The organism is Candidatus Sulfotelmatobacter sp. (assembly GCA_035498555.1).
Classification (GTDB): Bacteria; Eisenbacteria; RBG-16-71-46; order RBG-16-71-46; family RBG-16-71-46; genus DATKAB01.
This window is the reverse complement of the sequence record DATKAB010000184.1, coordinates 1-13,695: the sequence shown is the minus strand read 5'-3', so window position 1 is coordinate 13,695 and position 13,695 is coordinate 1. Positions and strand designations below refer to the sequence as shown.

General features: G+C 69.1%; 13 protein-coding genes. 4 read left to right on the top strand and 9 right to left on the bottom strand.

Annotated elements, in window-relative coordinates:
- Nucleotides 1-70 precede the first annotated feature (70 nt).
- The 8 genes from ccoS to ccoN are packed head-to-tail and all read right to left on the bottom strand — an operon-like array spanning nt 71 to nt 8,563.
- Nucleotides 71-334 (bottom strand): cbb3-type cytochrome oxidase assembly protein CcoS, encoded by a 264-nt coding sequence (gene ccoS / locus VMJ70_14555; protein HTO92349.1) that lies wholly within the window; start codon nt 332-334, stop codon nt 71-73.
- Nucleotides 331-2,865: a heavy metal translocating P-type ATPase gene (locus VMJ70_14550; GenBank protein ID HTO92348.1), complete on the bottom strand. Its 2,535-nt coding sequence runs from the start codon at nt 2,863-2,865 to the stop codon at nt 331-333. Before VMJ70_14550 ends, ccoS begins: the two co-directional genes overlap by 4 nt.
- Nucleotides 2,843-3,577 carry a sulfite exporter TauE/SafE family protein gene (locus tag VMJ70_14545; protein ID HTO92347.1) on the bottom strand — a complete coding sequence of 245 codons (735 nt, stop codon included), beginning with the start codon at nt 3,575-3,577 and terminating at the stop codon, nt 2,843-2,845. Before VMJ70_14545 ends, VMJ70_14550 begins: the two co-directional genes overlap by 23 nt.
- Nucleotides 3,574-4,056 (bottom strand): FixH family protein, encoded by a 483-nt coding sequence (locus VMJ70_14540; GenBank protein ID HTO92346.1) that lies wholly within the window; start codon nt 4,054-4,056, stop codon nt 3,574-3,576. The genes VMJ70_14545 and VMJ70_14540 overlap by 4 nt, the downstream gene beginning before the upstream one ends.
- Nucleotides 4,053-5,504: a cytochrome c oxidase accessory protein CcoG gene (gene ccoG / locus VMJ70_14535; protein ID HTO92345.1), complete on the bottom strand. Its 1,452-nt coding sequence runs from the start codon at nt 5,502-5,504 to the stop codon at nt 4,053-4,055. The genes VMJ70_14540 and ccoG overlap by 4 nt, the downstream gene beginning before the upstream one ends.
- Before the next feature lie 52 nt (nt 5,505-5,556).
- Nucleotides 5,557-6,183 carry a cbb3-type cytochrome c oxidase N-terminal domain-containing protein gene (locus VMJ70_14530; GenBank protein HTO92344.1) on the bottom strand — a complete coding sequence of 209 codons (627 nt, stop codon included), beginning with the start codon at nt 6,181-6,183 and terminating at the stop codon, nt 5,557-5,559.
- Complete coding sequence (locus tag VMJ70_14525; GenBank protein HTO92343.1) at nt 6,180-6,380, bottom strand: CcoQ/FixQ family Cbb3-type cytochrome c oxidase assembly chaperone; 201 nt, start codon at nt 6,378-6,380, stop codon at nt 6,180-6,182. Before VMJ70_14525 ends, VMJ70_14530 begins: the two co-directional genes overlap by 4 nt.
- The gene (gene ccoN / locus VMJ70_14520; GenBank protein HTO92342.1) at nt 6,380-8,563 is read right to left on the bottom strand and encodes a cytochrome-c oxidase, cbb3-type subunit I; all 2,184 of its coding nucleotides are present in this window, start codon (nt 8,561-8,563) and stop codon (nt 6,380-6,382) included. The genes VMJ70_14525 and ccoN overlap by 1 nt, the downstream gene beginning before the upstream one ends.
- A gap of 241 nt (nt 8,564-8,804) precedes the next feature.
- Between ccoN and VMJ70_14515 the strand changes: the two genes are divergently transcribed.
- The 4 genes from VMJ70_14515 (at nt 8,805) to VMJ70_14500 (ending at nt 12,449) form a co-directional block, all read left to right on the top strand.
- Nucleotides 8,805-9,869, top strand: a complete 1,065-nt coding sequence (locus VMJ70_14515; GenBank protein HTO92341.1) for a histidine kinase — start codon at nt 8,805-8,807, stop codon at nt 9,867-9,869.
- Entirely contained in the window at nt 9,866-10,639 is a 774-nt protein-coding gene (locus VMJ70_14510) for a LytTR family DNA-binding domain-containing protein (protein HTO92340.1), read from the top strand. The genes VMJ70_14515 and VMJ70_14510 overlap by 4 nt, the downstream gene beginning before the upstream one ends.
- 144 nt (nt 10,640-10,783) lie before the next feature.
- Nucleotides 10,784-11,881: a DJ-1/PfpI family protein gene (locus tag VMJ70_14505; GenBank protein ID HTO92339.1), complete on the top strand. Its 1,098-nt coding sequence runs from the start codon at nt 10,784-10,786 to the stop codon at nt 11,879-11,881.
- A gap of 61 nt (nt 11,882-11,942) precedes the next feature.
- On the top strand, nt 11,943-12,449 hold the full coding sequence (locus tag VMJ70_14500) for a hypothetical protein (GenBank protein ID HTO92338.1): 507 nt from the start codon (nt 11,943-11,945) through the stop codon (nt 12,447-12,449).
- 325 nt (nt 12,450-12,774) lie between these two features.
- Here the strand turns inward: VMJ70_14500 and VMJ70_14495 are convergent.
- The coding region (locus VMJ70_14495) for a hypothetical protein (protein HTO92337.1) at nt 12,775-13,695 on the bottom strand (921 nt) is incomplete at its 5' end.

Here is a 13,695-nt window from a genome sequence, read left to right as displayed (position 1 = left end):
GTGGAACGAATGAAAGGTGATCTCACGCAGGGTTCTCGGGGGCGACGAGCTGCGGTCCGGACTCCGGATACTAGCAGCGGCGGGCCCGGCGTCCCACTGGGGCGGGGCGAATTCGAATCCGCGGCGGGCGCGCGGGTCGTTGGTTGTGCGGCGAAGAATGTTGACGGTCGCCGCTGGGCGGCGACGGGCCATCCTCAGGCTCATCGTGAAGCGCGCGCAGCGCCGGGGTATCGAGGTCGTCGAACTGACCCTGATGCGCCGCCCACAGGTACGCGGCCACCGCCGCGAGCACCACCAGCAGCGCGAGCGGCACGATCACATACATGACGCTCATGTCGCGGCCCCACTCGCGATCGCCGCGATCTCGGCGGGCGCCGGCGCGGGCCGGGCGCGACGCGGCTCCTGATACGTGCGCCCCAGCCACGAAGCCAGCACCACGGTAAGCGACGAGGCCGGCATCAGGATCGCGGCGACCAGCGGATCGATCCGTCCGGCGATCGCGAGCGCCGCGCCGAGCAGGTTGTACACCAGCGAGAACGCGATGTTGCGATGAATCACTCCCAGGGTGCGCTCGCTGCCCTCCAGCAACTCGGTGAGTGAGGTGAGGTCGGGGCGCGAGAGAAAGACATCGGCCGCCGACAGACACGCCTCGGCGCCACCTCGCACCCCGATTCCCACCGTGGCGCGCGCGATGGCGGCCGCGTCGTTGACGCCGTCACCCACCATGACCACGGGACCCGAGGCGGAGGCCTGCTCGATCGCCCGGAGCTTCCGCTCCGGAGTCGCGCCGCCCTCTAGGTCTCGCGGATCGAATCCCAACCGTGCGCCGACCTCGCGCACCACCTCGGGGTGATCGCCGGAGAGCAGCCTGACCTTCCACCCGCGCGCCCGAATTGCGTTCAAGACTTCGAGCGCGTCGGGCCGGATCGGATCCCCGAACCCCGCTCGCGCGATCACCGCGCCATCCACCGCCACCCACACCGGAGTGAGCGCGTGAGCGACTGCCTCGCCGGCCACCATGTCGCGCGGCGCTGCGGGCGGTGTCGCGCCATCCGACGCGAGCCGCTCGCTCACGAATCGCGGTGAGCCGATCGCGAGGCGATGACCCGCGACGGCGCCCTCGATTCCACCTCCGGTGGTGGCCCGCACCTGGCTGGCCGGCGGCGCTTCGAGGCCGGGCCAGGCCTCGCGGAATCCGCTGGCGATCGGATGCGTCGAATGATGTTCGAGCGCCAGGATCAACGGCCGCGCCCATGCGGGGCCTTCCCAGCGCTCGAGCGACGTGCGGCCGAGCGTCACGGTGCCGGTCTTATCGAGGAACAACGTGGCGGGTCGCGCCAGGGCCTCGAGCGCGTCGCCGCCCTTGATCAGGATGCCGGCGCGCGCCGCTCGCCCGATCGCCACCGCCACCGCCAGCGGGGTCGCGAGCGCGAGCGCGCACGGGCAGGTAACGATGAGCAGCGCGATGGCGTGGTCCAGCGCGCGGCCGGGGGCGCGGCTCATCCACAGCGCGTAGGTGAGTCCGGCCAGCGCCAGCACTGCCGCCACGAATCCGGCCGCCAGGCGGTCGGCGGTCGCCACGACCGGCGCGCGCCGGCCGCCGCCGCGCTCGACTTCGGCGAGGATCAAGCCCAGCCGGCTCTCCTCGCCGGTTCGCGTGACGCGCACGCGCAGCGGCGCCGACCGATTGAGGGTCCCCGCCCACACCGGCTCGCCCGCGCCGACCGGGACCGGGCGTGATTCGCCGGTCAGCAGCGACAGGTCGATCTCGCTCTCGCCGGCGTCCACCACGCCGTCGGCGGCCAGAGTGTCGCCGGGGCGTACGGCCAGCAGCATGCCGGGGAGCAGCGCCTGTGCTGGAACGACCCGCTCGTTTCCATTCTCGACGACGCGCGCGCTCGCCGGAGCGAGCGCGTGAAGGAGCTCGGTCGAGTCGGCGGCGGTGCGTTGCGCCCGCTGCTGGAGGAAGCGGCCCAGCAGCAGCAGAAAGACCAACATGGCCACGCCGTCGAAATAGATCGGCCCCCGATCGGTGGCGGTGTTGACGGCGCCACGGCCGAATCCGATCGCCAGCGCCAGCGCGATGGGGACGTCCATGTGCAGCGTGCGCGTGCGGAGAGCCGCCCACGCCCCGCGGAAGAACACGTTGCCCGGATAGAGCAGCGCCGGCAGCGTCAGCAGCAGGCTCAGCCAGCGAAAATATCGCTGATCGGCGTGCTCCATGTGTCCGAACCAGCCGCTGTAGATCGCGGCCGCCAGCATCATGACGTTTCCGGCGATCGCGCCGGCCACGCCGATGCGCGCCAGCATCGCGCGGTCCTGCCGGTGGCGGATGCCATCGGCGCGCCCGCCACGGAATGGGTGCGGGCGATAGCCGAGCGTGTCGAGGAAGCGCGCGATGCTCGAGAGCGTGGCCGCGCGTGGGTCCCAGCGCAGCCGCACCAGTCCGCGGGTGGCCTCGAGCTCGGCGCGCGCGAGGCCCGGCACCACGCGCGGCAGGCGCTCCACCAGCCACACGCACGACGAGCAGTGAATCCCCTCGAGCTGCAGTCGCACCTCGGCGAGACCGTCGGAGCCGGTGCTCACGTGAAGTTCCTGGAACGCCGGATGATCGAACTCCTCGAAGCTCGCGCCGCTCGACTCCACCGCCGCCTGCCGCCGCTCGGCCATTCGGTAGTAGGCGGCAAGCCCGCTGTCGTGGATCACCTGCCAGGCCGTGGCGCAGCCCGCGCAGCAGAATTGCAACACGGCTTCGGGTTCGATGCGACCGCGTGGAACCGGCAGCCCGCAGTGAGTGCAATCGAGGGATGAGCGCGCGGAGATTTCCGCGCCGGCGGGAGGTTCAGCGGCCGGGGCGAGCGACATGTCCGGGCCCCGAGTGAGGCGAGAGGAAGCCGGGCGCCATGTGATCCATCGCCGGCATGGGGCGCAGCCGGTTGGCGACGGTGAGCAGCCCGAACAGCAACAGCAGCGTGGCGGTCAGCGCGGGCAGGCGCCGGCGCAGCGGCCCGAGCGCCGACTGGGCGGCCAGTCCCAGCCCGGCCATCACCGGCAACGTGCCGACCCAGAACGCCGCCATCACCGCGGCGCCAGCGATTGGTCTCGCGGTGCCGCCGGCCACCGCGACGTACGCGTAGAGCCAGCCACAGGGGATCAGCGTGGTGACCAGTCCCATCACCCATCCCCGCACCCAGTCCGGCTGACGACCGACCGCGCGGAGCGCGGCGGCGAGCCACTGCCTGAGCGCGGCGGGTGCCGCGGGCCTGCCGACCGGCCAGCCGAGAGTCGCCAGCAGTGAGACCCCTCCCCACGCGATCATGGCGAGTCCCGCGGCGAGCGCGGCGATTCGCCCGAGTCCCGCCAGCGCTCCCACGTGATCCACGCCGGCACCGATCGCGCCGGCGATGGCGCCGAGCGCCGCGTACGAGAGCAGCCGGCCGAAGCTGTAGGCGAGGTGCGGGCGGAACCGCGAGCGACTGTCTCCGGCGTAGAACGCCACGAATCCGCCGCACATTCCGGCGCAATGGGGGCTGCCGATCAGACTCGCGAGCAGCACGGCGACGGCGAGCGGCATCATCGCGACGCTCCGACGTCTCGCCGCAGATCGGCGGTGAACCGCTCGCCGCCGAGCCGGGCGTCCAAGCGGAACTCCCACAATCCCGCGTGGTGCAGCGGGACGACCGTGGTGGCGCGGCCGTCGGCGCCGGTCAGGAATGCAGCGCTCACCACCCGGCCAGCCTCGAGATTGTGGATCGCGGTGAGCGCGATTCGCGCATCGCGCAGCGGCCGGCCGTCGCGGTCGAACAGCGCGACGGTCAGCGGCGTGCCGGCGGCGCGATAGCGGCCCGGGGTCGCGTCCAGCCGCCAGCCGAGTGCGGAATCGTGGGCCGCCTGGGCCAGCGTCGAATCGAAGGCCACCGCCTTGCGGTAGTAGTCCGACTCGAGCGCCGCGGCGTTGGGATCCTGATTGGCCACGAACAGGATCCAGAAATTGGCGCCCACGGTGATCGCCAGCACGCCGGCGATCGCCAGCGGCCACAGCTTCGCGGGATTCATCGGCCCTCCTCGCGGCGCTCGTCCGCTGCCGGCTCCCCGGCCTCGCGTCCTTCGCCGGCGCGCGGGCCGGCCAGCTCGTAGCGCACGCGCTGCTCGAATCGCGCCCCGTCGCCGATTCGCAGCGTGACTTCGCGCTCCCCGTCACGGAACAGGCTGGGCGGCGACAACACGACCACCAGAGCGGTCGCCATGCCGCCGGCGGGCACCGGCTGCGGATCGATCGGAACGATCGCGTGCGCTCCGGGCGCGCCCTCGAGCGTGATGTGGTAGGCGCGATCGCGCCCGGCGCGATTCACCAGCTTCACGCGCAGTTGATTCATGACCTCGCCGTTGGGCTCGATGGTGTAAGGGCGACCCACGCCGCTCAGCACCGTGACGTCGGTATCGGGGCGGGCGAACAGCAGCGTCACGAACGCACCCGTCACCAGCAGCAGCGCGATCGGATAGAGCACGACCCGCGGTCGCAGCCAGTGGCGCGCGGCCCCTTCGAACTCGTCACGCGAGCCATAGCGGATCAGGCCCGGTGGCTTTCCGACCTGCGTCATCACGTGATCGCAGGCGTCCATGCACTGCGTGCAGTGGACGCATTCCATCTGCAGGCCTTCCCGGATGTCGATTCCGGTGGGGCAGGTCTCGACACACATGCGGCAGTCGACGCAATCGCCGAGCCCGGCGGCGCGATTCGCGACCCCTTTGCCGCGTGGCTCGCCGCGGCGCCGGTCGTAGCCGACGATCAGCGACTGGCGGTCGAGCAGCACGGACTGGAGTCGTCCGTAAGGGCACGCCACCAGGCAGGTCTGCTCCCGGAAGTACGCGAAGTCGAAGAAGATCAGCCCGGTGGTCGCCATCACCAGCGAGAAGGAAGTGCTGTGTTGCACCGGCGAGCGCACCAGCCAGTGACGCAGTTCTTCCCAGGGCACGAAATAGGCAAGGAAGGTGTGGGCGAGGACGAGCGCGAATCCGAGATAGATCACGTTCTTCGCGATCCGCCGCCAGTGAAGGTGGCCGCGCTCGCGATCGATTCGGCGCGAGCCGAGCCAGCCGCCCTCCAGCAGGCGCTCGACCGGCCGGAACAGAAATTCCAGATACACGGTCTGCGGGCAGGCCCAGCCGCACCACACGCGGCCGAGCAGCGCGGTCACCAGGAAGATGGTGATCGCCACTCCCATGAAGAGCAGCATGAAGAGCACGGTGTCGGTGGAGAGGAAGGTGGTGCCGAACAGAGTGAACTCGCGTCGCGGCAGATCGAGCAGCACCAGCGGACGTCCGTGAATGCGCGTGAGCGGGACCGCCATGAAGATCAGCATCAGCACCCACGCGGTGCCGCGCCGGGCGCGCAGCCAGCGGCCGGGCGAAGGGCGCGGCCGCAGCCAGCGGCGCGTGCCGTCGACGTTGAGCGTCGAGAGCACGCGTCCCGGAGCCTGGACCGGATCGGAAGTGCGGGGCATGTCGGAAGTCTCGTTTGCTCGATCGGGCGAGAGCATCGGCTCCCGCCTCGGGTCAGTGTGACGCGGCCGTGGATGCCGGGGGCTCCGGCGCCGAGAGTTTCTCGCCCTGCGGCGACTTGGGCTGCGGAGGCCGCGTGCCGTGCAGCGTCATGACGTAGGCCGCGACGTCGGCGATCTGCTCGGGCGACAATGTGGATCCCCAGGTGGGCATGCCCTTGTCGGGCACGCCGGTGGTGATGGTGTGCACGATCTCCATGGGCCGGTTGCCATGGAGCCAGTAGTCATCGGTGAGATTGGGGCCGATGTTGCCGCCACCGTCGGGCCGATGACAGGGCGAGCAGGTACTGGCGAAAGTGGCCTTGCCGGCGGCCAGCGCGCCGTCGTTTCGCGTCAGCCCCCAGATCGCGCTGTCGGTCAGCTCGAGCTTCGGCCGGGCGGCCTCGAGCGCCGCGGCTTTCTCGCCGGCGATCTTCATCTCGCGCTCGTAGTTCGCGATGCGGCCCGGGCCGGTGCCGACTCCCGGGATCACGTTGAGGAAATAGATCACCGAGAACACGATGGTCGCCCAGAACAGACCCACCCACCAGCGCGGCATGGGATTGTCGTATTCCTGGATGCCGTCGTAGTTGTGATCGAGAAGCCGATCCTGCTTCGGCTCGCGCCCGGGCTGGTCGTTCACTGCTTCGCTCCTTTGCGTTGAGGCGACGGCGGGTCCGAATCGAAAGGCAGGCGCGCGAGGTCCTCGAGCTCCTGTTTGCGTCGCGGTGACAGGACGCGCAGGAGGATGAGGAGGAAGGCGATCAGGAACAGCACCAGAGCGACTTCCGCGTAGCCGTGGAGCCCGGCGTGGCTGACGATGTCCGAGAGCTTCTCCATTAGTGCACCTCCGGGCTCGAAGGCGCGGTCGCGTCCGCCGACGCGGTGCTCGCGGCCTTGATGTCGGCGCCGAGTCGCTGCAGGTAGGCGACCAGCGCCACGATCTCCTTGCTCTCGAGATGCGCCGGCCCGCCTTCGTTCACGATCTCGACCGCGATGCTGTCGGCCTGCTCGCGCGCCATCGCCTCGCCGCGCTGGATCGCGCCGCCGTAGGGCACCCCGAGCATCGCCATGGCGTCGACGCGCCGCTGGATCCCATCGAAGGCGATCGAGTGCGTGAGCAATCCTGGATAGGGCGGCATGATCGAGCGGGGATTGACGGCGCGCGGATTCTCCATGTGGCGAACGTGCCAGAGATCGTTGTAGCGCCCGCCTTCACGCGCGAGATCCGGACCGATGCGCCGCGAGCCCCACAGGAACGGGTGGTCGTAGACCGATTCGCCCGGTTTCGAGTACTCGCCGTAGCGCTCGGTTTCGAAGCGGAACGGTCGGATCATCTGCGAGTGACAGTTGAAGCAGCCCTCGCGGATGTAGATGTCGCGCCCGGCCAGCTCGAGCGGCGTCAGCGGCTTGACCGAGGCGATGGTCGGAATGTTGTTGCGGATGAGAAACGTCGGCAGGATTTCGAACAGCGACGCCACCACCACCGCCACCACCACCCACACCGTGAAGGTGAGCGGCAGGCCCTCCCAGCGGCGATGCCAGCCGAGTCCCAGCAGACCGCCCTTCGCCGCCGCGGGCGGGTAGCGCTTCTCGAGCGGTGGCGCCTGCACCACCGGGTCTTCGAGATTCGCCGGCGCTTTCTTCCACGTCATCAGGATGTTCCAACCGAACATCACCATCCCGGCGATGTAGAGCGTGCCGCCCGCCGCGCGCATCCAGTACATGGGGATCAGCTTCATGGTGGTCTCGATGAAGTCCGGGAATTGGAGCCGTCCGGTGGAATCGAACGCGCGCCACATCAGGCCCTGGGTGAGCCCGGCCGAATAGATCGCGGTGGCGTAGAGGATCATGCCGAAGGTGGCGAACCAGAAGTGCGCCTCCGCCAGCTTCTTGCTGTAGAGCTCGGTATGGAACAGGCGCGGCAGCAGCCAGTAGATCATTCCGAACGTCAGGAACCCGTTCCAGCCCAGCGCCCCGGTGTGGACGTGCGCGATCACCCAGTCGGTGTAGTGCGCCAGCGCGTTGACGCTCTTGACCGACAGCATCGGCCCTTCGAATGTCGCCATCATGTAGGCGGTGACCGCGACCACGAAGAACTTGAGGATCGGGTCGTCCACCACCTTGTGCCAGGCGCCGCGCAGCGTGAGCAGGCCGTTGATGCCGCCGCCCCAGGACGGCATCCACAGCATCACCGAGAACACCATGCCGAGCGTGGACGCCCACTCCGGCAGCGCGGTGTAATGCAGATGATGCGGGCCGGCCCAGATGTACAGGAACACCAGCGTCCAGAAATGGATGATCGAGAGGCGGTAGGAGAACACCGGACGTTCGGCCGCCTTGGGCATGAAGTAGTACATGAGTCCGAGGAACGGCGTGGTCAGGAAGAACGCCACCGCGTTGTGGCCGTACCACCACTGCATGAAGGCATCCTGCGCGCCGGCGTAGATCGAGTAGCTCTTGAACAGTCCGACCGGCACCGAGAGGTTGTTGAAGATGTGCAGGATCGCGACGGTGACGATGCTCGCGATATAGAACCAGATCGCCACGTACAGGTGGCGCTCGCGGCGGCGGGCGATGGTGCCGAAGAAGTTGACCGCGAACACCACCCAGACCAGCGCGATCAGGATGTCGATCGGCCACTCCAGCTCGGCGTACTCCTTGGCCTGCGTGAAGCCGAGCGGCAGAGTGATCGCCGCGCACACGATGATGAACTGCCAGCCCCAGAAGTGGAGCCGACTCAGCAGGTCGGAGTACATGCGCGCCTTCAGCAGCCGTTGAGTCGAGTAATAAGCGCCGCAGAAGAACGCGTTGCCTGCGAATGCGAAAACCACTGCGTTGGTGTGGAGCGGACGGAGGCGGCCGAAGGTGAGGAAAGGCGGAACATTGACGGCGGGAAGGGCGAGCTGGAGGGCGATCAGCAGCCCGACCAGCATCCCGATCAGTCCCCAAACGAAGGTCGCAACCAGGAACTTCCTGACGACATCGTCGTCGTACCGGAAAGTCTCGAGCTGATCGTTCACGCGGTCTCCGGGTTACCGGTGCGGCACCCCGCCGCATTCCGGTGGCGGAGCGGTCTTCCGCAAGCCACGGGCCAGACGGATTCGCGCGGATTTCCACGACCGGCGCCCTCATTTCGTCGAGGCGCCCTGCCAGGAGGTCAGATCGCCTGCCAAGCTGACACCCGGTCCGACTGGCGGCCGCCCCGGGGCGATTCACCGCAGCGTCCACCGGCCGGCGGCGAGACGTGGCATCCTGACCGCGATGCTCTCTCGAACGACGCGAATCGGACTCTCGGTCGCCGGCTTCTGGGCCCTGTTCGGCGCCATCTCGGGGCTCCAGATCCAGATCAGCATGCTCGCCCACCATCATTCGTGGCTGGCGCTGATCGGCTATCAGACCCTGGTCTGGAGCGTGTGGACTGGGTACACGGCGGCGATCAGCGGGCTGTTGCGCGGGATTCCACTGCGGCCCGCGTCGCCGGTGCGGGTGGCGCTTCATTGCATCGTGGCGCTGGCGTTCGCGACGCTCCACACCGCGTTGTGGGTGGGCGCCGAGCTGTGGCTCAAGCCCTACGACTTCATGAATCCCACCGCGTTCATGCCCCGCTACCGCAAGGTCACGATTGGAGTTCTGCCGCTCGAACTGGTGCTCTATGGGCTGGTGGTGCTCGCTCACTACACCCGGGAGAGCGCCGAACGGGAGCGCGACCGCGAGCGCCGCGCCGCGCAACTCGAGACCTCGTTGGCTGAAGCGAGACTCCACGCGCTTCGCCTTCAGATTCAGCCGCACTTCCTCTTCAATACTCTGAACGCGATCAGCTCGCTGGTGCGCTGCGGCCAATCGGCCGAGGCGATCGGCATGATCGCCGGCCTCTCGGACCTGCTGCGCTACTCGCTCGATCGCGCCGACGGATCGCGCGTCCCGCTCGAGGACGAGGCCGGCATGGTCGAGCGATATTTCGACATCCAGCGGCTGCGCTTCGCGGACCGTCTTCAGGTCGAGCTCGATTTTCCGCCCGAGACGCGGCGCGCCGCGGTACCGGTGCTGCTGCTCCAACCGCTGGCCGAGAACACGATCCAGCACGGAATCGCGTCGCGTCGCGCGCCGGGGAGGGTGACGATGCGCGCGCGCCGGGCGGGCGACGAGCTGCGAATCGAGATCTTCAACACCGGCCGGCTCCATGGCCAGCGGCGAGAAGGCATCGGGCTTCGCTCCACCCGATCGCGGCTCCGACAGATGTACGGCGATCGCGCCCGGTTCGAGCTGCTCGAGGAGGATGGCGGAGTGATGGCGCGCGCCGTGATTCCGTGGAGCGAGGCGCCGTGAGCGAGCCATGGCGCGTGCTGATCGTGGACGACGAGCCGCTCGCCCGTCAGGCGATCCGACTCTTGCTGGCGGGCGATCCGGAGGCGACGGTGGTGGGAGAGTGCGCGGGCGCCGACGGCGCCGCCGAAGTCGAACGCACCCGGCCCGACATCCTGTTCCTCGACGTCCAGATGCCCGAGGTGGACGGCTTTGAGCTCCTCGACCAGATCGGGATCGATCGCGCTCCGGCCGTGGTGTTCGTCACCGCGCATTCCGACCACGCGCTGCGCGCGTTCGACGTCCATGCCATCGACTATCTGCTGAAGCCGATCTCGGACGAGCGGTTCGCGCACGCGCTGGCGCGCGCCAAGGCGCTTGCGATGCTCCGCCGCGCCGGCCAGCCGGGCAGCCCGCAGCTCGGCGCGCTGCTGCGCGAGCATTCGCGGGAGACGCGCCGCATCCTGGTGCGCGACCGCGGCCGCACTCACGTGATCGACGTGGACGCCATCGACTGGATCGGCGCCGCCGACTACTACGCCGAGATCCACGCCGGCGGCGAGACCCATTTGCTTCGCGAAACGCTGAACGAGCTGGCCGAGCGTCTCGATCCGCAGCGCTTCTTCCGCGTCCATCGCTCGGCCATCATCGCGCTCGATCGGGTGCGGGAGATTCACGCGCTCCAGCACGGCGACCGCGAGCTGCTACTGGCCGATGGGACGCGCGTGCGGCTGAGCCGCGCGCGCCGCGAGGAATTCGAGCGCCTGCTCGACCCCATCCGCCGCGCGCGCTGATCGCCAGGCGCCGCCCCCCGCCGGTTCGCCGCACCCCTCGAGCGGTTGGCTGCTCCTTCGTGGACGCGGCCTCGGGCAGGTTCGAAGGTGTGAGCGGCGGCGGCCGCGTGGCCGCGGCGCCACGGACCCGAAGAGGAGGACGTCATGAAGCTCATCGCCCTGTTCACCCTGATCGCGGGGCTCGCCGCCGCGACCGCGCAGGCGAAGCCCTACACGCGCAACGTCGCGATCGTGGTCTACGAGAACGCCGAGCCGCTCGACTGGACCGGTCCGTTCGAGGTCTACAACGACGCCGCCAACTTTGGCAGCGCCAACGGCGAGCCGGCATTCAGGGTCTACATCGTCTCGAAGAACAAGCAGCCTTTGAACGCGCAGGGTCTGTGGGTGGCGCCTTCGTACTCCATTCAGGACGCGCCCAGGCCCGACATCGTCGTGTTCCCGGGGGGGCCGTCGTCCAAGATCTACGACGATCCCGAGTTCTTTGCCTGGGCGAAGAAAGCTTCGGTCGAGGCCGAGATCGCCCAGTCGGTGTGCACCGGCGCGTTCGTGCTTGGCAAGGCGGGTCTGCTCGACGGCCTCGAAGTGACTACCTTCCATGGCGCGATCGACGACCTGCAGCGCAACTACCCGAAGGCCGCCGTCAAACGCGGCCGCCGCTTCGTGGACAACGGCCACGTGGTGACCACCGCCGGGATCTCGGCCGGGATCGACGGCTCGCTGCACGTGGTGGCCCGGCTGCTCGGCCGGCGCGTGGCCGATCAGGTCGCGACCTACATGGAGTACGCGTGGTCGCCGGAGGCTTCACTGGCCACCAACTATTCGTACTTCAATCCCAGCACCGACGATCGCGGACGACTGGCGCAGAGCGGCGACATCCAGTACGACGAGAAGCGCTACGCCGAAGCCGAGCAGATCTACCGCAGCATCCTGGCGCGGGACGGCGCGAACCGCGACGCGTGGGGGAGTCTCGGCCGCACGCTCGGCGCGCAGGGGAAGCATGCCGAGGCGGCCGACGCGATCGTGCGCAGCGCCGAAGGGACGAAGGATCACATGACCGGCTGGACCTACTACCAGGCGGCCGCCGAATACGCGCAGGCGGGCAAGAAGGACCAGGCGATCGCGACGCTCGAGAAGGCCTTCGACAGCGGGTTCAATGGCCGCTCGCGGGTCGCGAACGATCCCGAGTTCGCCTCGATCATGAACGAGCCACGCGTTCAGCACCTGCTGGCCGTGAAGCCCTGAGTCGATCGCATCGCGCATCGCGCGATTGACGGGCGCGCGCGCTGCGATCATGGTGGCGGGCATGAGCCGCACGCTCGTGCTCGCCGCGCTGTTCCTGTGCGCCATGGGGTTCCGAGCGCGCCCCGCGTGCGCTTCGAACGCCGGGCGTGCGGTTCCCGCGGCGCCGCCCGACTCCATCTGCACCTACGCGCGCTGCGCGCTGGCGGTGGTCCCGGCCTGGAACGGCCTTGACGTCGTGCGCGGCGAGCAGGAACAACGCGTCACGCGGTTGGGATTCTTCTGGACGCGCGACCTGAGCCCGATGTTCGCGGGTCAGCCGCAGGCGCTCGAGTTCGCGAAACGCGCCGTCACGACGCGGCGCACCGCCGCGGTGTTCACCGATGCCGGACTCGCGCTGCTGGCCGGCGCGCTGGTGGGTGGGCTCGCCGATCCGGACCACGCCTCGACCTATCGAAGCGTGGCGATCGGCGGGGCGTTCACGTTCGCGATCGGCGTGCCGCTCCAATTCTCGGCCGACGGGCACCTGAGTCGCGCGGTGTGGTGGTACAACACGCAGTTCGCGAGGTGAATTCGCGGGCCGACGCTCCCGCACGACCGGGCTAGTCTTCACGCGCCATGCGCGACTCCGAGCCCGCCGCACCCGAACTGGCCGCCGGCCGCGAAGCCCTCGCCCGAGGCGAATGGGAAGCGGCGCGGGAGTGCTTCCAACGGGCGGGGGACGCTTCCGGAGGTGCCGAGGCCTTCGACGGGCTGGCCTCCGCCTGCAGCGTGATGGCCGACGGAAACGGCGCGATTGCGGCGCGAGAACGCGCCTTCGCGCTCTATCGGCCTCCGCGCCCCCGGGTGCCGCCGGCGCGGTGTTCTCGGACGGCGCCCGGCCCGGATCGACGCCGTTACTTCCCCAGCCGGCAGATGAATCCCCAGCCGCCTCCTAGCTCGCTCACCGCCAGCAGCAGGTCGTTGCGCCCCTTCCTGAGCGGCAGGTAGAGGGTGTCGTTCTCGGGATTCACGATACCGAGGAAGCGCGGATCGCGAAATGCTTGAGCGCTCCGGCCACGCCATAGAATTCTGCCGTTCAGGAAGACGCTCACGTCGTCGCTGTAGCCGATCTCGAGCTTCCTCACCTGATCGCGATCGGAGTCGATGAAAGTGCGCGCGTAGACCACGCGCATCCCCGGCTGGGGCCGGAGCCGGGTCGAAAAATCGCTCTGGAACGTGACGCGGAGATGCGGGGCCTGCCGATAGCGATAGAGCGCCACCAGGCCGGGCGGCTCCGCCTGGACATCCTGCCAGAGCATCGTGTCGCTCTCGGCTCTCGAGGGGGCGCGCTCGAGGTCGCGCGAAAGAGCGTCGTACGAGGGCGAGATCTTCCAGCTCGTGAGCGTGCCGGCCGGCATCGGCGGCAGATGGCGCTGCCACGGAGCGTCCGGTGTGGCGCGGTATTCGACCTTCGAGAAGTAGGTGTCGCCGGTGAGCACGTAGATCGCCACCTGTCCCTTCTCGACCCCGCTCTTCAGGTCGTCCATCACCAGCGCCGGCCTGGTCATGTCGCCGACGAACAGGCTCGCCTGCGCGCCCGTCACCGCGAGCCGCAGGTGGAACCACTCGCTCCTGGGAATGTCCACGGCGCCGGTGAATCCCGGCCCGTTGTAGAGCTGCCAGTTGGCGCCGGAGTTGAGCACCGGCGTGTACTGGATCGCGTCGGGCTCGCCGGATTCGTGTGGCCGCAGGTAGACCCGCTCGCCGTTGACGCCGTCGTCGCCGAGGCGGAAGTCGAAGCCGAAGAATCCGCGCTTCGAGGGTGGAACCGCCAC